Raw genomic sequence first — 19,752 nt, 5'->3', positions numbered from 1 at the left:
TTTCGCCGTAACCTGCCATGACCAGCCAACCGTTCATTTCCAGCGCCTTCACCCGCACCATTCTCAGCCATGCCCGGCAGTCCGGCCTGTGCCAGGACCAACTGCTGCAACGGGCCGGCATCTGCCTGTCGTTGCTCGAAGGTCAGGACCTGCATGTGCCTGCGCACCTGGTCGAACGCCTGTGGAATGAATGCGAGCGTGCGGGCGCGGGCGCATCGTTTGGCTGCGAACTGGTCAACGGCATGGCGACCACCGCACTGCGAGGTCTGAACATTCTGCTGGACTCCGCAGCGACCCTGCGTGCGAGCCTGGCATGCTTCACCGATTTCCTGCCACGGGTGACCAACTACGTAGTGGCGGAACTGGAGGAGGGTGACGGGCAGGCCCGCCTGCACTTGCGCGGTGCCGGTCAACAGCCGCATTTTTTCGGCCTCGATGCGGCGACCCTGACGTTGGTGCGCAACATCGCCCGACGCCTGGGACGAGCGCCGGCGCAGGTGTTTGTGGCCGTTCGCCTGACGCCGCAACAGGCTGCCGGGCAGTGGTTGCGTAGCGCTGGTATCGAGGTGCTGGAGGGGTCACATCCGTGTTTGAGCCTGCCAGCGGCCAGTCTCGATGAGCCGTTGCTGGGGGCCAATGGGTTTTTGCATCAGAGCATGTTGCGGCACTGGCAGACTGCTGCTGCGCAACATACCCGCAGTGACAGTCTGGAGTTGGCGCGGCACTGGTTGACGGCAGGTGATCAGCCGATTGAGCGGATTGCCGAGCGGTTGGGGTATCGGCAGCCGAGTAATTTCATTCGGGCGTTTCGTAAGCAGTTCGGGATTACGCCCAAGCAGTTTCGCCTCTGTGATGTATCGGGTCGGCCGGTAGGTCGCCTTCGTCGGAACGCCGCCCGGACCAAGCTCGCTCCTTGATCAACGATTTTGCAACCAGCTCAAAAAACCACCTTTCTTGACCGCCACCGGTTTGGCCATCAATGCCATCCGGCTGTTCTGCTGCCGCACCGCTTGCAGCTTGTTCAACGCCCGGTCGACTTCGCGGCGTTGCTCCATGCAACTGCGGGTCAGGGATTTGTCGAGGCGGTAGATGATGCTTGAGGTCAGAGCGGTGAACCGTGCCTGGGACGGCGTGTCGGCAAGAATGCTTTGTTCGCCCATGACTTCACTTGGCCCCATGCGTCCGGCTTCGATCCGCGTGCTGCCATCGGGGACAGTGGCGCTGACCACGCCGGTGGCGATGACGAACAAACTGTCCGGCACTTCCTCCAGATCCAGCACCACCTCACCAGCCGCATATTGCTGTGCCACCATGTTTTGGGCCAGACGATCACGTTCCTCAGCGCTCAGGGAACGGAAGATTTTCACTTCATCGAGCAAGGCCCGTGCGCGGGTCGACGGCTCGATCACGCCATCGGGCTGCCGGGAAATGCCTGCTGCTTCGAGGTGCCGATGGGCCAGGTCGAACAGTTGATTGCGCACTTCGCCCTTTTTGCCCAGTTCGGCGATGAAGCCGCTGGCCACGTATTCGGACATGGTTTCGCCGGCCTCCTTGAGCACGGCTTTCGGCGGTGGGTTGAGCAGCAGACTGCTGCTGCCCTGAAGGGTGCGGTCCAGGGCATCGAGTACCCGACGCGGACGGATGTGGTTGGGCACCTGAATGCTGATCGACACGCCGTGCAGGTTGGTCGGGCGGCTGAGGTTGACGATCTTCGCCTTGGCCGCCACCGAGTTCGGCACCACAGCGGTGCTGCCGGCACTGGTCAGCAGGTGGGTGGCGCGCCAGTCGATGTCCAGCACCTTGCCTTCGACACCGTCGATGGAAACCCAGTCATCGACCTGATACGGCTTGGTGGTGTTGAGCACGATACCGGAGAACACATCGCTCAAGGTGCTCTGCAATGCCAGACCCACCACGATGGCGACGACGCCAGAGGTCGCCAGCAAACCTTTCACTGGCAGCTCCAGCACGTAGCCGGCGGCGGCGACGACGGCAACCAGGAACACCAGTGCGCCGATGACATCCTGCAACAGCCGGCCGCTGTGGCCGATGCGTCGCATCAACACCAGACCGATGACTTCCGTGAGCACCCGCGCGGCGTACAGCCACCACAGAATTCCCAGCGCCGTAGCCCCGAGCTGCGCCACGTGATCATCGGCAAACAATGGCGCCTGCAACGGGCTGACGCCGGCGTTGATGATCACTGCGCTGAACAGCAGAAACAGCGCCAGGCGCACACCGACCCGGCTGACGCGATGCTTGAATGGCGCGAGGTGCCAGAGCAGGGCGTCGATGGCCAGCAGCAGGGTGCTCAGGGAGAGCAAATGAGCGTAGACAAAAGACATTGGGATGCTCCGCTGGAAATGAGGTAGCGCAGATGAAGAGTGCTGTTGTGGGAGCCTGCTCGCGATTGCGGTTCAACATTCAATGAAGATGTCGACTGATATTGCGCATCGTCGGAACGCCGCCCGGAGCAGGCTCGCTCCTACAGAAAAGCCCCTCACCACACCGCAAGTGTGTGGCAAAGGGCAATGTCTCAGTTCAAGTGAACCTTGAGCTCCAGCGCAGCCTGACGCACCGCTGCTTTCACTTCGGGAATCTGGCTCAGCGGATTGAGCAGGCCGAAGTCGTGGATCATGCCGTTGTAGCGGACTGAGGTCACCGGCACACCGGCCGCATCGAGGTGGCGGGCATAACCTTCGCCTTCGTCACGCAGTACGTCGAATTCGGCGGTCTGCACCAGTGCGGCCGGCAGGCCTTTGAGCTGTTCGGTACTGGCGTTGAGCGGTGAGGCATGAATCTGCGCACGTTCGCCAGCGTCGGTGGTGTAGTTGTCCCAGAACCACTTCATCATGTTTTGGGTGAGGAAATGGCCTTCGGCAAATTGCTGGTACGACGCGGTATCGAACTGTGCGTTGGTCACCGGCCACATCAGCAGTTGAAAACGCAGGGCCGGGGCTTTTTGCTCCTTGGCCATCAAGGCCACGACCGCCGCCATGTTGCCGCCGACGCTGTTGCCGGCCACTGCCAGGCGCTGACCATCGACGCCGATCTGTTTGCCATGCTCGGCCACCCAGCGCGTCGCGGCGTAGGCCTGGTTGATCGCGGTCGGGTAATGCGCTTGCGGCGACGGTGTGTAGTCGACGTACACCGCGACCGCGCCGGAACCCACCACCAGGTCACGAATCAGGCGCTGGTGAGTCGGGAAATCCCCCAGTACCCAACCGCCACCGTGGAAGAACATGAACACCGGCAATTCACCTTTGACCTTGGCCGGGCGCACCACTTTGAGGTGGAGTGTCTGCCCGTCGACCTTGATCGCTTTGTCGCTGATTTCGACACCGGACAGGTCAACCTTCACCGACGCCTGGGCACCGGTCAGCACCGCACGGGCGTCTTTCGGGCTCAGTTGTTCAAGCGGTTTGCCACCACCGGCGGCGAGGGCTGCGAGGAAGGCCTGGGTGTTGTGTTCGACACCCGGGCTGCCCGCAGCAAACGCGTTGCCGACGGCAAGGGCGAGCAGGGACGCAGTCAGGGTTTTCTGGACGAGGTTCATGGTCAATTCCTTTTTGATCGTGGGTGTACGCGGTTAGGTAATGCAAGGGTGAATTCAACACCGTGAACACAGATTAATAGGGTGCCTGGAAGGGAAAAAGCGGCTATAAAGTGTTTGACTGTCAACCGGGAAGTGACAATGAACCCCTTCGAAGATATGCGTATTTTTTGCCAGGTGATGGACTCCGGCAGTTTCACGGCTGCCGCCGATCAACTGGGCCTGTCCAAGCAGTTTGTCAGCCGCCGCTTGATGCAACTCGAAGAGCGCCTGGGCGTGCGCTTGCTCAATCGCTCGACCCGGCGGCTGGACGTCACGCCGCTGGGGCAAAGCTATTACGAGTCAGCCTTGCGCCTGCTCAGCGAAGTCGAACAAGTGGAGCAGGGCATCGCCGGCCAGACCACCGAGCCACGGGGGACCATTCGTGCGAGTGCGCCGCTGTCGTTCGCACTGGCGCATCTGGGGTGCCTGTTGCCGGAGTTTTTGCAGCGCTATCGCGAAGTGACGGTGGAGATGGATTTGAGTGATCGCCCTGTGGATTTGCTCGGTGAAGGTTACGACCTGGCATTGCGCATTGGCACACTGGAAGACTCGACGCTGATCGCCCGACGCATTGCCTCCATTGAACGGGTGTACTGCGCAAGCCCCGCGTACCTGGTCGAACGCGGCACGCCGCTCAAGCCTGAAGATTTGCACGGACACGACTGCCTGCCGTACGGCCATGGTCGTCAGGTGCAATGGCGTTTTGCGGGGCAGGGCAAGCCATTGAGCGTCAATGTCAGCGGGCGGATGCGGGTCAACAACGGTGAACTGCTCAAGGACGCAGCGATCGCCGGGCTGGGGATCACCTATTTGCCGACGTTCATTGTCGGTTCGGCGCTGAAGGATGGAAGGCTGGTGGAAGTGCTGGAGGATTTCAGGCCGCAGCCGCTGACGTTGTCTGCGGTCTATCCGCAACACCGGCAGAGTTCGCGGCCGGTGCAGGCGCTGGTCGAGTTCTTGCGCGAGCGGCTGGATCGGGTTGAGGGCAGGTTGTAGAGCGGCTGATTGTCTGATTCACATTGACCACTGTAGGAGCCGGCTTGCCGGCGAAGGCGTTTTTGATGGCGCTGCACGTCCCAAGGCCGCCTTCGCTGCGATGCGGCGACCCGACAAGCCAGCTCCTACAAAAACGGGTACACACCGTCATTTTTTGTGTCCACACATTCCCTGTAGGAGCGAGCCCGCTCGCGATGACATTCGATCATTCAACATTTCTGTTGCCTGACACTCCGCTATCGTCGGAACGCCGCCCGGAGCAAGCTCACTCCCACAGGATATTTGTGTTGTATGGATTTCAGGGGGAATCAGGTCCTTTTGTCATCGCCGGGCTCGGTATGGGCACCACGATCATCGCCGGGCTCACCATTGGCATGGACGCCACGGTCATCGCCGGGCTCACCATTGGCATGGACGCCACGGTCATCGCCGGGCTCACCATTGGCATGGACGCCACGGTCATCGCCGGGCTCGCCATTGGCATGGACGCCACGGTCATCCCCAGGTTCATCATGGGTGCCGCTGCGTCCTGAGGACGAGGCCGTTCCGGAGTGGCTCGAACCGCTGTTGGCACTGCCATGACCGCTGTTGCTGCCATGGTCGCCGCTATGGCCGCTGCCGCTGTTGCCACCACTGCCGCTTCCACCGTGACTGCCACCGCCGCCACTTCCGCCGCCGCCGCCGCCACTACCGCCGCCGCCGCCACCACCACCACCACTACCCCCATCCTTGGCCTGAGCACTGGATACCCCGGACAGGCTGTCCGGAATCAATACGGTAGACGCCGACAGAACCGCGCCAATAGCTACTGCCAGTAAAAGCTTATTGATGAGCATGTCGTTCTCCGTCTTATTGTTCAGATTGGAACGTTGATGAACATTGCAACGTGCTGCATTTTTCCCATGGGAACTTGTTAAACACCTCGACGGACTGATTTATTCAATGGAAGGTTGAAAAGATGCAACGGGCAGCGCGGCCCTGCTCCATGAGGTCAGTGAATGCTCGAGGCCAATTCGAAAATCGGGATGTACATCAGGATCACGATCACCCCGATCAACAGACCGATGAAGGTCATGAGCAGAGGTTCGAACAGCCGTACGAACCATTCGATCCAGCGGCTGATTTCTTCGTCGTAGAAGTCGGCGCTGCGCTCCATCATCTGCCCGAGGTTGCCCGACTGTTCGCCGGCGCGCAGCAGGCGCAGGGATACCGGAGTCACCAGGTGATTGAGTTCCAGCGCGGTAGAAAGCGATTGCCCCTCGCGTACCCGGTCGCAGGCCTGGTCCAGGCGCGCGCGGGAGGCGACGCTGAGCAAGCCACGGACCATGCCCATGGCGGTGACCAGGGGAATGCCGCCTTGCAGCAGTATGCCTAGCGAACGGTAGAAACGCGCCAGCTCATACATGAAGATGCGCTGGTGCACCGCGGGGAGTTTTTCGATCAGGCGGTCCAGCCCCCGACGAAAGGCCGGTTGGCGCTGGAGCAGGGTGAGGGCGACGATGATGGCCAGCAAACCACCGAAGAATTCGCCCTGGTGGGTGTGCAGGAACATGCCGCTGCTCATCAGGACCTGCGACATCCACGGCAGGTTCGACCCCAGCCCTTCGAATACCAGGCTGAAGCGCGGTACGACGTAGCCCATCAAAAACAACACCACGCCACCTCCCACCACCAGCAACAACATGGGGTAGATCGATGCGCTGACGATCTTCTGGCGAACCTCGTCCATGCGCTGGCGATAGCTGACATACCGGCCCAGGGCATCGCCCACGGCGCCGGTCTTCTCACTGGACTGCACCAGCGCCACATACAAAGGCGGGAAAACCGCCGATAGCTGCCCCAAGGCCTGGGAAAACGATTTGCCCTCGTACAGCAAGCGCACCAGCTCGCTCAGGGTTTTGCGGGCTTGTGGCGCGTTTTCCTTTTCCGCCAGGCTTTCCAGCGCATCGATCAACGGCAGGCCGGCGTTGAGCAATGTGGTCAGTTCCTGGCTGAACAATACCAGGTGGAAGGTCTCGCGCTTGTGCAGGCGCAAGGCTCGCCAATGTCGCTCGGCGTGCAGGCTGACGACTCGCAGGCCCTGGTCTTCGGCGATGCGCCTGGCTTCGCTGTGTCCCGGCGCCTCGACGGTCATTGAGACGACACCGGCCTTGCCGACGGCTTTGAGATGAAAGCGCATGGTCGCTTTTTCCGTCAGTTCCAGTTGGTGACTTCGGCGTTCTCGCCTTCGCCGCCGGGTTGCCCGTCCTTGCCTAGGGACAACAGGTCGTACTCGCTGTTTTCACCGGGATAGCGATAGTTGTAGTTGTGGCCCCAGGGGTCTTGCGGGAGTTTTTTCTGCAGGTACGGGCCGGTCCAGCGCGGTTCGTCGGCAGGGGCAGTGACCAGCGCCTGCAAACCCTGTTCGGTCGACGGGTAGTGGCCGACCTCCAGGCGGTAAAGGTCCAGGGCTTTGCTCAAGCCTTCTATTTGCGCCTTGGCCACTTTCACTTCGGAACGGCCCAGTTGGGCGAAGTACTTCGGCGCCACGATGCCGGCCAACAGCCCCAGTACCACCAGCACCACCAACAGTTCGAGCAGGGTGAACCCGCTTTGCGGGCGCCGGGCATAACACGGTCGCTGATTCATGATGACCTCCCTCAGTTGACAGCAGAGTCGCTATACAGGCGCATGCAATTGCCATGCTCATGACTGGACATCCTTCTGCACCCCCTGTGCTACGGGCCTTTTCACTTACGGCACAGTGTTTGCGTATGGCTGTTTTACTACCGGCCACTGGGGCAATACCCCCATTTTTCGGGGCCGGGCAGGGGAGGCATGCCAATGAAAGCCATCACAGCAGGATTGCTCGGATTACTCGCGCTCGCTGGCGCCGCACAGGCCGATGTGTTCGTTTCCCTGGACGCCAAGGGCAACTATGTCCTGTCCAATGTCCACCGCCCCGGACGCCACTATGAACGGGTGATCCATGAGCCCGAAGCGACGGTCGTCAGCCTCGACCAGCAACCGCAGATGATCGCCGCGCAACCCTACGCCGAGCTGGTGTCGGCGGCGGCCACGGCCAATGAACTACCGGCGGCGCTGCTGCACGCAGTGATCAAGACCGAATCCAGCTACAACGCCCGCGCTACCTCACCCAAGGGCGCTCGCGGACTGATGCAGTTGATGCCCGCCATCGCCCGCGAAATGGGTGTGACCAACGCCTACGACCCCAAGGCCAACATCCAGGGTGGCGCCCGCTATCTCAAGCGCCTGATGACGATGTTCGACAACGATATCCGCCTCGCCGTGGCCGCCTACAACGCCGGCCCGCAAGCGGTGCTCAGCCGGGGCAACGTGGTCCCGCCGTTCGCCGAAACCCAGCGTTATGTGCCCAACGTGCTGAACCAGTATCGGCGTTTACAGGGGTTGTCCGCGGATGCGCCGCTGTGATCGAGACCCAGGGGGTGGTTTCCCCAATAGTGGGGAATGGCGGCCCCGGCGAGAAAATGGGGGGTCGGGTGGGGAATATCCCCCCGTTTATCCATTCGTGAATATATCCAGCTGATTAATAAGGTGATTTTTTATGGCATGCGGATTGCTGTGGACAACTTGTCGAGAGGTGTTCACTGATAACCCGCAATGAGGCCCGAGTTCATGATCGGCATATCTCACGCTCCGTCCCTGATTATTTGGCTGTTGTTGGTGACATCGATGCTCGACATCGCGATTGCCAGCTAGCCCCCCCCGTGGGAGCGAAGCTGCACGGGGCACGCAGATTCTGAAGGGGAGTTTTGATATGGACAGGACCACCACAATCGCTGGCAGCGCGGTGATTCTCGGGATGGCCTTGATCGGGTTCGGGGTATGGCGGACCGCGCCCCCGACTGCGCTCGACGAAGTCACCTTGCCCGATACCTGGAGCGACCGGACGCTGGAACGTGACGGGATTGCGGTGGCCCTCGATGTAAAGCCCCTGGCCAAGGACGGCGTACTGCGTGAGGGCGGCATTGCCGACGTGCAATTTCGAGTGACGGACAAAACCTCCGGTCAACCCTTGTCTGGCGTCGCGCCGGGTGTTCGGGCCATTCCCGGCGATACCCACTGAGAGGAAGCTGACATGAACCGATTCGCGCATCGCGGCCTGCTGACGTTCGGTCTGTTGGCCTTCGGTATCGGCCAGGCGCTGGCTCACTCGGCGGACGAGCCCACCGGGCACGACATGGCGGCCAGAGAGGCCAGCCCGGAGACCGCCCGGATCAAGTTTGCCGACGTGACCCTGCTGGACCAGAACGGCAAGGTCGTCAGCCTGGAAAAAGACCTGGTGAGCAACAAGATCGTGGTCATGGGCTTCATCTACACCAGCTGCACTACGGTCTGCCCGGTGGTGTCCTCGATCATGGGCAAGGTGCAGAAACAGTTGGGCGCGCGGGTCGGCACCGAGGTACAGCTGGTGTCGATCAGCATCGACCCGCAGCGTGATGATCCCCAACGCCTGAACGACTACGCCCGCACCTTCCAGCAGGGGCCGGGCTGGAGCTGGCTGACCGGCTCGCCGCAGTCGGTCACTGCCACCCTCATGGGCCTGGGCGCTTACAGCGGTGACGTCGAGAACCACTCGCCGCTGATTCTGGTGGGGGACGGCAACAACCGTTTCTGGACCCGCTACTACGGTTTCACCGACCCGACGGAGCTGGCCCGGGCCGTCGAGAAGCTCAGGGGTGAACGCAACGCCCACGCCAAGCACACCGCCATCGCCATGGAGCATCAGCCATGAGAGTCATCGACTGGTTCGCTCCGGGCGTCTGTTACGGCATTTTCAGTTCAATGGCATTTGCCCACGAAGGGCATGAACAGGCCGCGCCGACGGTGGCCGACGGCATCACCTTTATCTCCCTTACCAGTGATCCGCTGCGGGACACCCCGGCGGTACTCGAGGCTTACACCTTGAAACAGGGCGTCGATGACCCCCACTGGTTTTTTCTTACCGGCGACAAGGCGCAAATGGACCTTGTCTTGGGTCGCATCGGCCAGATCGTGCCGACCCCCGAGCAACACTCCACCCAGTCGATCATCGGTGACGTGGCGAACAAGCTCTGGAGCAAAATCCGTCCCGATGCTCCGGCAGCCGCCATTGCCCAGCGCTTGCAGGTGCTGACAATGCCTGTGGCCGATAGCTGAGCCACGGCCATGAATACTGCCCTCGTCCTTGGCCTGCTACTCCTGAGCGGCATCACGCTCAGCGTCCAGGCGCTGCCGCTGAGCCTCAGCGAAAGTGCCGGCAAGCGCTTGTACGGCGAAGGTCTGTCTGCCAGCGGCGAACCGGTCATGGCCCGGGTCGGTGCATCGAACATGGTGCTGCCGGCCAAGCGCCTGGCCGAAGACCGCGATTCGGGCCTGACCCCCGACAGTCTGTACCTGGGCACGTTGTTGCCGGCCACCGGACCATTGAGCGAAGAGGGCGCCACGGTGGCGTCGGTGCTCAACGGCTGCGTGGCGCGTATCAACGAGGCGGGCGGAATTCATGGCCGGCAGTTGCGCCTGACCATCCTCGACCCCGGCGCCGACCGCGCCAGTGCCGAAAAGGCGCTGGACCGGTTGATCGAAGAAGAGCAGGTGTTTGCCCTGATTGCACCGCTGGCGCCGGCATTGGACATGGACCTCGCCGTGCGTCTGGAAGAGGCCGGCATTCCCCTGATCGGGCCGCTGTCCTTGCAGGGCACGCCCCACCACACCAGCCGGCAGATATTCGAACCGCTGCCGGGGCTTCGCGAGCAATTGATCGCCCTGGCCGATTACGCCGGTGCCAGCCTGCGGGTGCTGCAGGGGCCGACGCTGATCGCCTATCCGGACGAATCCGGCCAACAGCTGGCGGCGCAGGAACTCAACCAGTACTTGCAGGGCCACGCCTGGCAAAAGGTGCGTCTGCAAGCCTACGACCCGACCAGGGATGATTTGCCCTTGGGCTCGCGCTCGGTGTTTTACCTGGGCAGCAGCAGCGGCTTCAGTCGACTGGCCGAGCGCTTGCAAACGGCGGGGCAGGTGCCTTACCTGTTCGCCACCTCGAACCAGGTGGCGGGCAATCTGATGCAGGTGCCCAGCGGATTTTCCCGGCGGGTGTTCCTGGCCTATCCGTTCGTGCCCAGCGACTGGACCCTGGCCGGGCGCCAGGCCTTGACCCAGTTGCGCGAACACCAGGGCCTCGGTGACCAACACGCGGTGCTGCAAGTGGGCGCGTTCAGTTCGATGATGCTGCTCAGCGAAGGCATGAAGCAGGCCGGGCGGGATGCCAGTCGCGAGAAGCTGATCAGTGCGCTGGAAGGCCTGCATGACTTCGATACCGGGCTGACACCACTGATGAGCTTTGGTCCTGGCCGGCGCCTGGGCTTGAGCGGTGCCCATATCGTAACGGTGGATCTGCCGAACCAGCGTTTCTATCTGGTCGCCCCCTATAAACCCGCTGCTGCCACGCCCTGACCGGAGGCCGATCATGAAACCCAACACTTTGCTGGTCCTGCTGCCGCTATGGGTGCCCGGTGCAGACGCTTCCACTGTCGTAGCCGCGCGGCTACGCTTAACCGCAATGAGGGCGTCGGCGCAATTGAGCCCGCGCAATCGAATCGAGCGGATTGACGATGAATAGGGGAGGGTCCCCAATAGTGGGGGAAAAAACGTCAATGCCAATCCGGTCGCTTTCCCCGTTTTTGGGGGATGGAATGGCTGTACGAGAAGGCATTGTTTTTAAATTCAAGGACATGAAGACCTGAAAATACCGGTACCCAGCCTGGCGTGAAGTGTGCATAAGCCCTGTCAAGGCGTGCACTCAGCCAGGTTCAAAACCCGGACCTGAGGTTTCAAGGAGTCCACCTTGTTAAACAAAGTACTGGTTGTTGATGACGAACAGTTGCTGGCGGAAAATCTCCAGGGTTACCTGCAGGCGCAAGCACTGGAAGTCCGGATTGCCCACGACGGTGCACGAGGAATCGCTGTAGCTGACGATTTCGCACCGGATGTGATGGTGTTCGATTACCGCTTGCCCGATATGGAAGGCTTTCAGGTGCTCGATGCCGTCCGCCAGAACAGGATGTGTCATTTTGTGCTGATCACAGGGCACCCCACCGCAGAAGTCTGCGAGCGGGCCCGGCAAATGGGAGTCAGCCATATCCTGTTCAAACCCTTTCCATTGGCGGAATTGGCCCGTGCAGTGCTTGATCTTCTGGGCAGGCGGCGCGAGCCCAAATCGGGTGTGAGCACTTCCGAAGGATTCGTCGAACGACGCCAGAGCAGGACCGAGAGTTTCCCGCTGCAGTTGTACGACGGTAGTTGGGTGCTTGCAGATCGCCGAAAAAGTACATCGGCCTCCATGGCACCAGACGACGAACAATTGCTCACCGGGGAGTAGTGGCGCGACAGGACGTTCCGGCCCCCGCCGAAATGGCTCGCCGCGCCGACAGGGCTCAAAGCCCGGGGCGTTGGAGAGCAAGCCATGGACCGTCTATCCCTTGCCGTAGAACCGGCGCAACCGGAATGTGTACCGACTCGCTTCACCAGTGAACAATTGGCCCAGGCCCGAGCCCTGGCCACCAGTTCCGGCGAGCGGATGCTGGACGCCCTCGCAGCGTTGAGTGAACTGGCTCCCATGCCCTTCATCCGGTGCCTGGGCGTCACTTTGCATTATCCGGTGCTCGACACCGACAGCCTGTTCAGTTCCACCCCGGTGTTCGACCGGGTGACCCTGGCCCAGTGCCTCAAGCGTGAATTCATCCTGCTGCGTCACGACGAGGCGGTCATCGGTGTGTTCGCCGACCCCTTCGACAGTGCGCGCCTGGCCTGGATCGATGAATGCCTGCACGGCGCGCCGCTGTACCTGGTGCATGCCGATGACCTGAAGGCCTACCTGGCGCGCCACGAAGAAAGCTTCCATGCGGTGGAGTCGCTCAACGCCCAGAGCGACGCCGGCGCCGAGATCGATAACCTGCAAAGCCTGTCCCTGACCAGCATCAGCGAAGATTCCAGCGTGGTGGTCAAACTGGTCAACTCGACCCTGTACGACGCGCTGAAAATGCACGCCAGCGACATCCACCTCGGTACCACCGGCAGCGGTCTGGTAATCAAGTACCGGATCGACGGCGTGCTCAACAACATCAGCAAGATCCAGGGCAGCGAGTTCGCCGAGCAGGTGATTTCCCGGGTCAAGGTCATGGCCGAACTGGACATCGGCGAAAAACGCGTGCCTCAGGATGGTCGCTTCAAGATCGGCATCAGTGGCCGGCAGATCGACTTCCGGGTGTCGATCATGCCGAGCATTTTCGGCGAAGACGCAGTGCTGCGGGTGCTCGACAAACAGGACCTCGCCGACAAGGTCTGTGGCGTGCAATTGCAGGCCCTGGGCTTTGAAGAAGAAACCCTGCGCCAGCTGCGCCGACTGGCCGCCGAACCCTACGGCATGGTGCTGGTGACCGGGCCTACCGGTAGCGGCAAGACCACCACCCTGTACGCGATGATCACCGAGATCAACCACGGCGTGGACAAGATCATCACCATCGAAGACCCGGTGGAGTATCAACTGCCGGGCGTGCTGCAAATCCCCGTCAACGAGAAGAAAGGCCTGACGTTCGCCCGGGGCCTGCGCTCGATCCTGCGCCATGACCCGGACAAGATCATGGTCGGTGAAATCCGCGACCCGGACACCGCACAGATCGCTGTGCAATCGGCGCTCACCGGTCACCTGGTGTTCACCACCATTCACGCCAACAACGTGTTCGACGTGATCGGCCGTTTCACCCAGATGGAAATCGATCCCTACAGCCTCGTCTCGGCACTCAACGCCGTGCTGGCCCAGCGGTTGATCCGCCTGGTCTGCACCAGTTGCAGCAGCCCTTACAGCCCGACAGAAGAAGAGCTGGAGGTCTCGGGGCTTGATCCGCAAAAGGTCGCTCACTACCAGTTCGTCCACGGCAAGGGCTGCGGGCATTGCCGGGGCACCGGTTATCGCGGGCGTAGCGCGATTGCCGAGCTGCTGCACCTGGACGACGAACTGCGGCAAATGATCGTCGAGCGCCAACCCATTTCGAAAATCAAGGCGCATGCCTGTAAACGTGGCTTGCGCCTGTTGCGCGAGTCGGCGCTGGAGATGGTGGAACAAGGCCGGACCACTCTCGAGGAGATCAATCGTGTCACTTTTGTCTCGTGAGCAATTCGTTGCCGTGCTCGGCGCCAGCGGTGTTGGCCTGGGGCAACGGCAAGGCAGTGCTACCCGTTGGCTGGGCAGCGTCGGCTACATCGACGAAGGCTTCCAGGCCTGGACGGTGGCTCTCGACACCCTCGACCATTTGCTGGCCGATCACACCGTTGCCAGGGCGGAACTGACCGTGGTGATCTCCGGGCACTTCAGCCGCTATTGCCTGGTGCCCTGGAGCGAGCAGATCAGCAGCCCGGCCGAATTGCTCGGCTTCGCCCAACTGTGTTTCGAAGACCTCTACGGTGCCCCGACGCAACCCTGGAGCCTGGTGCTCTCGCCTGAGCCCGCCGGTTACGACCGCATCGCCACCGCGCTGCCCCAGGACTTGCTCGAACGCCTGCGCACCCTGGTCAGCGCGCGCGGATTGCGCCTGCGTTCGGTGCAGCCGTACCTGATGGCGGCGTTCAACCATTTCGATCAAAGCTTTGATGCCGGGGACTTCCTGTTCGTGGTCGCCGAACCGGTACGCAGCGTGTTGCTGCTGGCCCGGGAAGGGCGCTGGACCTCGGTGCGTTCGGTGGGCAGCGGCGACGGCGATGCCGCGCTGACTGCGCTGATCGGCCGTGAAAACCAGTTGCAGGCTTCCTCGAGCGAACGACCGTTGAATGTCTACCTGCATGCACCGGCGCGCATCGATTCGCCTCCCGACGTGCCCGGTGTGCATCTGCGCAACCTCGAAGAAGACCGGACAGCCGTACGCGATTGCCTGTACGTCATGTCTCGGGCGGTGGCCTGACATGCGCCCCCTGATGCTCGACTTTCAGCCGCGGCGCCGTGCAGGTCCCCTGGGCTGGAGCCTGCTGGCCGGTGGCGTGGTGCTGGCCCTGACTTGCGCTCTGGTGCAACAGCATCTGAGCAACGAGGCCGAACAACAGCAAGGCCACCTGCAAACCACACAGCGGGTGCTCACCGGCGATACCGGCAGCAAGCTCAGCCTGACTCCGGCGCAAATCCGCGAGCAGGCGCAGAACCTGGCCGAAATGCGCAAGGTCTCCCAGCAGTTGCGCCGTCCCTGGGAACGTTTGTTCGCCACCCTCGAAGCCATGCCGCGGGACAACATTGCCCTGCTGACCCTGACCCCGGACGCCCGCAAAGGCCAGGTGCGGATCAGCGCCGAGGCGCTGGACCTGGACGCCATGCTCGATTTCCACCGCCGCCTCGAAGCCAGCGACGAGCTGTCCGACGTGTCGCTGCTGAGCCACGAAATTGTCGCCGACGTGCCGGAACACCCGGTGCAATTCAACCTGTCGGCTACCTGGGAGATCGGCGATGCAAATCCATAAATTGATCGTCCACGAATACCTGCAAGGCCTGGGCGTTCCGGGGCTGGCAGGGTTGGCCATGCTGGTGCTGGCGCTGAGCTATGGCCTGGTCGGGTTGCTGCCGGACTGGGAGTCGCTGCAAAGCCTCAGCCAGCAGACTCGCGAGGCTACCGAGTATCTGGCCAAGGTCGAAGACGGCACCGTAGCTGCGCCGGTGGTGCCGCAGCGCCAGCTCGACGATTTCCGCAGCAAGTTGCCGTCCCAGCCTCAGGCCACCGTGGCCATCGACAAGATCTACGCCCTGGCCGCCCAGGAACACATCACCTTGTCCCGGGGTGAATACTCCCTGGGCGTGGACCCCAAGACGCACCTGGCCCGTTATCAGATTCTGCTGCCGGTACGCGGCAGCTATCCGCAACTGCGGCGTTTCCTGCACGCCTTGCTCGGCCAACTGCCGGCGGTGGTGCTGGAGGATGTGGAGTTTCAGCGCAAGAAGATCGCCGATACCGACCTGACCGGGCGGATCCGCATGACCCTTTACCTGTCGAGGTCATGATGAATACCAGGCGAATGGTGGGGTGGGTGGCGTTCTTCGCAGCAGCGGCAGCGCTCGCCTGGTTCCCCGAATACTTCAAACAGGCTGACGACAGCGACCCTGTGGTGGCCGCCGTGACCACGCCAGCCAAGGTCAAGGCCCCGGGCACATCGGCGGCAGCATCGAGCGCCGCGGCGGTAGCGCCGATCAAGGACCTGAGCCCGGCAGGCGACCTGTTCGCCGCCCGCAGCTGGAAAGCGGCGCCGGCCCCCGGCACCGTCACTGAACAATCGGTTGTCGCGACTCCGGTGGTGCAAGTCCCCACTGCACCGCCATTGCCCTTCCAGTTTGTCGGCAGGCTGGATGACCGTTCCGATTTGCAGGTGTTTTTGCAGAGCGGCGAAAAAATCTACGTCGTGCGCAAAGGGGATGTCATCGACGAAACCTGGCGGATCGAGCGGATTTCCAAAGAGGAACTGAGCCTGGTCTACCTGCCTCTGCATTTATCGCAGACCTTGTCTGTGGGGAGTACGGAATGAACAAATCCCGTTTGCTGATGAGCCTGTGTCTCTGCGCAGGGCTGGCCGCGTGCAGTTCGGCGCAGATTGCCAAGGATGAAGCTTCCGCCCTGATGGAATCCGGCCAATACGAAGCCGGTCTGGCTCGCATCGAACAGGGATTGCGTGAAAACCCTCGCGATACCGATTTGCACATGGCCCTCAACAACGGTCGGGCCCGCGCCGTGACGGCGCTGCTCACCCAGGCCGACATGGACCGGGCCCAGCGCAATTTCGCCGGGGCCCGCATGACTTACAGCCGGGTCTTGAACATCGAACCGAACAACCGTCGTGCCCAGGATTCCCTGCGCCAGCTGGACTACCTGCGCAGCATGGACGAGAAACTCGAACTGGCCCGTGGCGACCTGCGTCGCGGTGACATCTACGGTGCCGACCGCCAGGTCAAACAGATTCTCGAACTGGACCCGAAGAACGACGGCGCCCTGGAACTGCAAGACAGCATCCGCCTGGTGCAGAGCCGCAACGTAGTGCAGTACCCGCAGCTGCGTACGCGCCTGGACCGGCCGGTGACCCTGGAATTTCGCGATGCCAACCTGAAAACCATTTTCGAAGTGCTGTCCCAGGTCGCCGGCCTGAACTTCATCTTCGACAAGGACCTGCGCCCGGACATGAAAGCCACGATCTTCGTGCGTGACGTGCGTATCGAAGACGCCGTGGAACTGCTGCTGCAACAGAACCAGCTGCATCAGAAAGTGGTGAACGAAAACACCTTGCTGATCTACCCGGACTCGCCGCAGAAGATCAAGGATTACCAGGAGCTGGTGATGCGCACCTTCTACCTGACCAGCATCGATGCCAACACGGCGCTGAACATGATCAAGACCATGCTCAAGACCCGCGACGTGTTCGTCGATGAGCGCCTCAACACCTTGACCATGCGCGATACCGGTGATGCGGTACGCATGGCGGAAAAACTCCTGCAATCCCAGGACCAGTCCAACCCGGAAGTGGTGCTGGAAGTGGAAGTGATGGAAGTCGCCCGCCAACGCATTCTCGACCTTGGCCTGCAATGGCCCAACACCTTCGGTGTGGTCAACAGCGACGGGTCGGCGGTGACCATTCTCGATCAGCTCAAGGGCATCGACTCCAGCCGCATCACTATCTCGCCATCGCCGCAGGCCAAGATCAATGCCCAGGACAAGGACATCAACACCCTCGCCAGCCCGGTGATTCGGGTGAGTAACCGCGAACAGGCGCGCATCCACATCGGCCAGCGCGTGCCGATCATCAGTGCCACCTCGGTGCCTTCGACCCAGGGCCCGGTGATCACCGAAAGCGTGACCTACCTCGACGTCGGTCTCAAGCTCGAAGTGCAACCCATCGTGCACCTGAACAACGAAGTGGCGATCAAGATCGCGCTGGAAGTCAGTAACGCCACGCCGCTGACGCCGACCGCTCAGGGCACCATTCCGGTCCAGGTCGATACCCGCAACGCCCAGACCACCCTGCGTCTGCATGACGGCGAAACCCAGATCCTCGCAGGGCTCGTGCGCAACGACCACGGTGCCACCGGCAACAAGATTCCCGGCCTTGGCGACATTCCCGGCCTGGGTCGCCTGTTCGGCAGCAACAAGGACGACGTCAGCAAATCCGAACTGGTGCTGTCGATCACCCCGCGGATCGTGCGCAACCTGCCGTACCAGAGCCCGTCTGACATGGAGTTCCCGACCGGTACCGAAACCAGCATGCACATCCAGGCACCGGACCGTTCGATGAGTACGACGGTTCAGACCGGCCCCATGAGCGCACCGATCGCCACCACCGTTACCGTTGGGAAGCCTTGATCATGAACGCCTCGCAACGCGGTTTCAGCCTGGTCGAAGTCGTGGTGACGCTCGCTCTGGTCGGCCTGCTGGCCGGCATGGCCGCACCGCTGACCGAGACGGTGGTGCGCCGGGGCAAAGAGCAGGAACTGCGGACTGCGCTGTATCAGATCCGCGATGGCATCGACGCCTACAAACGTGCCTTCGACGCCGGCTACATCGAGAAGACGCTCGACAGCAACGGCTACCCGCCGAACCTGAAAGTGCTGGTCGATGGTGTGCGTGACGTGCGCAGCGCCAAGGGTGYCAAGTTCTACTTCCTGCGGCGCATCCCCCGTGACCCGCTGGCAGTCGTCAAGCGTGACGACGAGGGCGGCTGGGGCCTGCGTTCCTATGACAGTTCGGCTGAGAGCCCGCGGGAGGGCCAGGACGTCTTTGACGTTTACTCCAAGGCCCGGGGCAAGGGTCTCAATGGTATTGCCTACCGAGAGTGGTGAGCCTATGCGTCGGCAAAAGGGTTTTACCCTGATTGAACTGATGGTGGTCTTGGCAATCATCGCGACCCTGATGACGATCGCCTTGCCACGCTACTTCACCAGCCTGGAGGCCTCGAAAGAGACCACCCTGCACCAGAGTCTGTCGTCCATGCGCGAGGCGCTGGATCACTACTACGGGGACACCGGGCGTTATCCCGATTCCATCGAACAGCTGGTCGAACTGCGCTACCTGCGTAACCAGCCGCTGGACCCGATTTCCGAGCGCAAGGACACCTGGGTCATGGTCGCGCCACCGGATGGCGTGGCGGGCGGGGTGGCCGATATCAAGAGTGGGGCCGGCGGGAGGGCGCGTGATGGCAGCCTGTATTCCGAGTGGTAAGCCATCGGGCCAGGACGGTTTCACCTATCTGGGTGTGCTGTTTCTGATCGTCGTGATAGGCATGGGCCTGGCCAGTGCCGGCGAGTTGTGGGCCACCGCTTCGCGCCGGGATCGCGAAAACCAGTTGCTCTGGGTCGGTACGCAGTATGCCCAGGCACTGCGCAGCTATTACCGCAGTTCGCCTGGTGTCGCGCTGTACCCGAAAGAACTTGCGGACCTGTTGCAGGACGAGCGTTTCCCGTCGGCCAGGCACCATATCCGGCAGTTGTACCCGGAGCCGATGACCGGTGGTGAATGGGAGCTGATTCGAGGTATCGACGGACGGATCAGCGGTGTGTACTGCCCGTCCACCGAGAAGCCGCTCAAGCAGGTGAATTTTCCCAGCGAGTGGTCGGACTTCAACGGCATGGCCAGCTACAAGGACTGGCAGTTCGTGGCCGAGAAAGCCTCCCTCGAAGATACCGGCGGGCCGCCGAAAGACCCGTCCACCTCGCCTCAGGCATTGCAGCCTTGATCCGCCTTCGCGAGCCTGCTCGCGAAGGCGGCCTGACAGCCGACCTGTCTTTTGTTGACCGCGTACATATCCATTGCTGCGGTAACGGCGACTTATGGTTTCGCCCTTACGGCGAGTCCCTTTTGTCAAACGACACAAAAGGAACCAAAAAGTCTCGCCCCGAACGTACGGCCCCTCGCTAAGGCTCGGGGTTCCTTCGCTCCGGCATTCATCCGGGGGCATCGCCTCCGGTCGGCTTCGCTCGACCTCCTCTCGATGTGTTCGGCTGCGCCGAACGGCGCTGCGCGCCTCCCCCCCGGATGAACGCCTCCGCTCAGCCTGCCGAGGGGGCGGGTGGATCAAGATCAAAAGCTGCAGGCGAGCTAACGCTCGGCCTGTTGAGTGGTGAGAAGCGTGAGTGTACGCCGATCAAC

The 19,752-nt window shown here is 61.9% G+C and carries 22 protein-coding genes and 1 pseudogene; 18 read left to right on the top strand and 5 right to left on the bottom strand.

All coding sequences use genetic code 11. The features are described 5' to 3' along the window. The first annotated feature begins 17 nt into the window (after positions 1-17). Complete coding sequence (locus AC1DWG_RS17605; protein WP_477764887.1) at positions 18-917, top strand: AraC family transcriptional regulator; 900 nt, start codon at positions 18-20, stop codon at positions 915-917. On the opposite strand, the gene AC1DWG_RS17600 is transcribed toward AC1DWG_RS17605, so the two are convergent. Further along, positions 918-2,345 carry a mechanosensitive ion channel domain-containing protein gene (locus AC1DWG_RS17600; protein WP_477764886.1) on the bottom strand — a complete coding sequence of 476 codons (1,428 nt, stop codon included), beginning with the start codon at positions 2,343-2,345 and terminating at the stop codon, positions 918-920. A 191-nt stretch (positions 2,346-2,536) separates the two neighbouring features. Further along, positions 2,537-3,556 carry an alpha/beta hydrolase gene (locus AC1DWG_RS17595; RefSeq protein ID WP_477764885.1) on the bottom strand — a complete coding sequence of 340 codons (1,020 nt, stop codon included), beginning with the start codon at positions 3,554-3,556 and terminating at the stop codon, positions 2,537-2,539. Positions 3,557-3,694: 138 nt separating this feature from the next. Here AC1DWG_RS17595 and AC1DWG_RS17590 point away from each other — a divergent pair, with 138 nt between their 5' ends. Next, a complete protein-coding gene (locus AC1DWG_RS17590; RefSeq protein ID WP_477764884.1) occupies positions 3,695-4,591 on the top strand; it encodes a LysR family transcriptional regulator in 897 nt (298 codons plus the stop codon). Positions 4,592-4,899: 308 nt separating this feature from the next. Here AC1DWG_RS17590 and AC1DWG_RS17585 read toward each other — a convergent pair whose 3' ends face one another. The 3 genes from AC1DWG_RS17585 to gspG form a co-directional block, all read right to left on the bottom strand. Further along, positions 4,900-5,427, bottom strand: a complete 528-nt coding sequence (locus tag AC1DWG_RS17585; RefSeq protein ID WP_477788092.1) for a hypothetical protein — start codon at positions 5,425-5,427, stop codon at positions 4,900-4,902. A 155-nt stretch (positions 5,428-5,582) separates the two neighbouring features. Beyond that, the gene (locus tag AC1DWG_RS17580; protein WP_477754194.1) at positions 5,583-6,770 is read right to left on the bottom strand and encodes a type II secretion system F family protein; all 1,188 of its coding nucleotides are present in this window, start codon (positions 6,768-6,770) and stop codon (positions 5,583-5,585) included. A gap of 14 nt (positions 6,771-6,784) precedes the next feature. Next, the gene (gspG, locus tag AC1DWG_RS17575) at positions 6,785-7,219 is read right to left on the bottom strand and encodes a type II secretion system major pseudopilin GspG (RefSeq protein WP_477764882.1); all 435 of its coding nucleotides are present in this window, start codon (positions 7,217-7,219) and stop codon (positions 6,785-6,787) included. A gap of 195 nt (positions 7,220-7,414) precedes the next feature. Between gspG and AC1DWG_RS17570 the strand changes: the two genes are divergently transcribed. The 16 genes and pseudogenes from AC1DWG_RS17570 (at position 7,415) to AC1DWG_RS17495 (ending at position 19,339) form a co-directional block, all read left to right on the top strand. Further along, entirely contained in the window at positions 7,415-8,023 is a 609-nt protein-coding gene (locus tag AC1DWG_RS17570; RefSeq protein WP_477754196.1) for a lytic transglycosylase domain-containing protein, read from the top strand. A 346-nt stretch (positions 8,024-8,369) separates the two neighbouring features. Beyond that, positions 8,370-8,648, top strand: a pseudogene (locus AC1DWG_RS17565) (hypothetical protein); the annotation flags it as partial. Between the two features lie 42 nt (positions 8,649-8,690). Continuing rightward, positions 8,691-9,347, top strand: coding sequence for an SCO family protein (locus AC1DWG_RS17560; RefSeq protein ID WP_477764881.1), 657 nt, complete (start codon positions 8,691-8,693; stop codon positions 9,345-9,347). After that, positions 9,344-9,751, top strand: coding sequence for an SCO family protein (locus tag AC1DWG_RS17555; protein ID WP_477764880.1), 408 nt, complete (start codon positions 9,344-9,346; stop codon positions 9,749-9,751). Before AC1DWG_RS17560 ends, AC1DWG_RS17555 begins: the two co-directional genes overlap by 4 nt. Positions 9,752-9,760: 9 nt before the next feature. Next, on the top strand, positions 9,761-11,047 hold the full coding sequence (locus AC1DWG_RS17550; protein ID WP_477788091.1) for an ABC transporter substrate-binding protein: 1,287 nt from the start codon (positions 9,761-9,763) through the stop codon (positions 11,045-11,047). Between the two features lie 13 nt (positions 11,048-11,060). Then, on the top strand, positions 11,061-11,213 hold the full coding sequence (locus AC1DWG_RS17545; RefSeq protein WP_477764878.1) for a hypothetical protein: 153 nt from the start codon (positions 11,061-11,063) through the stop codon (positions 11,211-11,213). Between the two features lie 225 nt (positions 11,214-11,438). Beyond that, positions 11,439-11,972 carry a response regulator gene (locus AC1DWG_RS17540; RefSeq protein ID WP_477764877.1) on the top strand — a complete coding sequence of 178 codons (534 nt, stop codon included), beginning with the start codon at positions 11,439-11,441 and terminating at the stop codon, positions 11,970-11,972. A gap of 84 nt (positions 11,973-12,056) precedes the next feature. Continuing rightward, the gene (locus tag AC1DWG_RS17535) at positions 12,057-13,763 is read left to right on the top strand and encodes a GspE/PulE family protein (protein WP_477764876.1); all 1,707 of its coding nucleotides are present in this window, start codon (positions 12,057-12,059) and stop codon (positions 13,761-13,763) included. Beyond that, the gene (locus tag AC1DWG_RS17530) at positions 13,744-14,547 is read left to right on the top strand and encodes a hypothetical protein (protein ID WP_477764875.1); all 804 of its coding nucleotides are present in this window, start codon (positions 13,744-13,746) and stop codon (positions 14,545-14,547) included. The genes AC1DWG_RS17535 and AC1DWG_RS17530 overlap by 20 nt, the downstream gene beginning before the upstream one ends. Position 14,548: 1 nt before the next feature. Next, positions 14,549-15,094, top strand: a complete 546-nt coding sequence (locus AC1DWG_RS17525; RefSeq protein WP_477788090.1) for a PilN domain-containing protein — start codon at positions 14,549-14,551, stop codon at positions 15,092-15,094. Beyond that, complete coding sequence (locus AC1DWG_RS17520; RefSeq protein ID WP_477754205.1) at positions 15,081-15,629, top strand: pilus assembly protein PilO; 549 nt, start codon at positions 15,081-15,083, stop codon at positions 15,627-15,629. Before AC1DWG_RS17525 ends, AC1DWG_RS17520 begins: the two co-directional genes overlap by 14 nt. Beyond that, positions 15,629-16,147: a hypothetical protein gene (locus AC1DWG_RS17515; RefSeq protein WP_477754206.1), complete on the top strand. Its 519-nt coding sequence runs from the start codon at positions 15,629-15,631 to the stop codon at positions 16,145-16,147. The genes AC1DWG_RS17520 and AC1DWG_RS17515 overlap by 1 nt, the downstream gene beginning before the upstream one ends. Then, positions 16,144-17,970, top strand: coding sequence for a secretin N-terminal domain-containing protein (locus AC1DWG_RS17510; RefSeq protein ID WP_477754207.1), 1,827 nt, complete (start codon positions 16,144-16,146; stop codon positions 17,968-17,970). Before AC1DWG_RS17515 ends, AC1DWG_RS17510 begins: the two co-directional genes overlap by 4 nt. A 2-nt stretch (positions 17,971-17,972) precedes the next feature. Beyond that, entirely contained in the window at positions 17,973-18,446 is a 474-nt protein-coding gene (locus tag AC1DWG_RS17505) for a type II secretion system protein (protein ID WP_477788089.1), read from the top strand. A 4-nt stretch (positions 18,447-18,450) separates the two neighbouring features. Continuing rightward, a complete protein-coding gene (locus AC1DWG_RS17500; RefSeq protein ID WP_477764873.1) occupies positions 18,451-18,825 on the top strand; it encodes a type II secretion system protein in 375 nt (124 codons plus the stop codon). Continuing rightward, complete coding sequence (locus tag AC1DWG_RS17495) at positions 18,800-19,339, top strand: type II secretion system protein (protein ID WP_477764872.1); 540 nt, start codon at positions 18,800-18,802, stop codon at positions 19,337-19,339. Before AC1DWG_RS17500 ends, AC1DWG_RS17495 begins: the two co-directional genes overlap by 26 nt. Positions 19,340-19,752 lie beyond the last annotated feature (413 nt).

The organism is Pseudomonas sp. P4_B3, assembly GCF_056402295.1.
This window is presented reverse-complemented; position numbering and strand designations above follow the sequence as displayed.

Excerpts from the sequence above, each read along its gene's own strand:
- AC1DWG_RS17605 (WP_477764887.1), top strand. The coding sequence starts at position 18 with ATGACCAGCCAACCGTTCATTTCCAGCGCCTTCACCCGCACCATTCTC.
- AC1DWG_RS17600 (WP_477764886.1), bottom strand. The coding sequence starts at position 2,345 with ATGTCTTTTGTCTACGCTCATTTGCTCTCCCTGAGCACCCTGCTGCTG.
- AC1DWG_RS17595 (WP_477764885.1), bottom strand. The coding sequence starts at position 3,556 with ATGAACCTCGTCCAGAAAACCCTGACTGCGTCCCTGCTCGCCCTTGCC.
- AC1DWG_RS17590 (WP_477764884.1), top strand. The coding sequence starts at position 3,695 with ATGAACCCCTTCGAAGATATGCGTATTTTTTGCCAGGTGATGGACTCC.
- AC1DWG_RS17585 (WP_477788092.1), bottom strand. The coding sequence starts at position 5,427 with ATGCTCATCAATAAGCTTTTACTGGCAGTAGCTATTGGCGCGGTTCTG.
- AC1DWG_RS17580 (WP_477754194.1), bottom strand. The coding sequence starts at position 6,770 with ATGCGCTTTCATCTCAAAGCCGTCGGCAAGGCCGGTGTCGTCTCAATG.
- gspG (WP_477764882.1), bottom strand. The coding sequence starts at position 7,219 with ATGAATCAGCGACCGTGTTATGCCCGGCGCCCGCAAAGCGGGTTCACC.
- AC1DWG_RS17570 (WP_477754196.1), top strand. The coding sequence starts at position 7,415 with ATGAAAGCCATCACAGCAGGATTGCTCGGATTACTCGCGCTCGCTGGC.
- AC1DWG_RS17560 (WP_477764881.1), top strand. The coding sequence starts at position 8,691 with ATGAACCGATTCGCGCATCGCGGCCTGCTGACGTTCGGTCTGTTGGCC.
- AC1DWG_RS17555 (WP_477764880.1), top strand. The coding sequence starts at position 9,344 with ATGAGAGTCATCGACTGGTTCGCTCCGGGCGTCTGTTACGGCATTTTC.
- AC1DWG_RS17550 (WP_477788091.1), top strand. The coding sequence starts at position 9,761 with ATGAATACTGCCCTCGTCCTTGGCCTGCTACTCCTGAGCGGCATCACG.
- AC1DWG_RS17545 (WP_477764878.1), top strand. The coding sequence starts at position 11,061 with ATGAAACCCAACACTTTGCTGGTCCTGCTGCCGCTATGGGTGCCCGGT.
- AC1DWG_RS17535 (WP_477764876.1), top strand. The coding sequence starts at position 12,057 with ATGGACCGTCTATCCCTTGCCGTAGAACCGGCGCAACCGGAATGTGTA.
- AC1DWG_RS17525 (WP_477788090.1), top strand. The coding sequence starts at position 14,549 with ATGCGCCCCCTGATGCTCGACTTTCAGCCGCGGCGCCGTGCAGGTCCC.
- AC1DWG_RS17520 (WP_477754205.1), top strand. The coding sequence starts at position 15,081 with ATGCAAATCCATAAATTGATCGTCCACGAATACCTGCAAGGCCTGGGC.
- AC1DWG_RS17515 (WP_477754206.1), top strand. The coding sequence starts at position 15,629 with ATGAATACCAGGCGAATGGTGGGGTGGGTGGCGTTCTTCGCAGCAGCG.
- AC1DWG_RS17510 (WP_477754207.1), top strand. The coding sequence starts at position 16,144 with ATGAACAAATCCCGTTTGCTGATGAGCCTGTGTCTCTGCGCAGGGCTG.
- AC1DWG_RS17500 (WP_477764873.1), top strand. The coding sequence starts at position 18,451 with ATGCGTCGGCAAAAGGGTTTTACCCTGATTGAACTGATGGTGGTCTTG.
- AC1DWG_RS17495 (WP_477764872.1), top strand. The coding sequence starts at position 18,800 with ATGGCAGCCTGTATTCCGAGTGGTAAGCCATCGGGCCAGGACGGTTTC.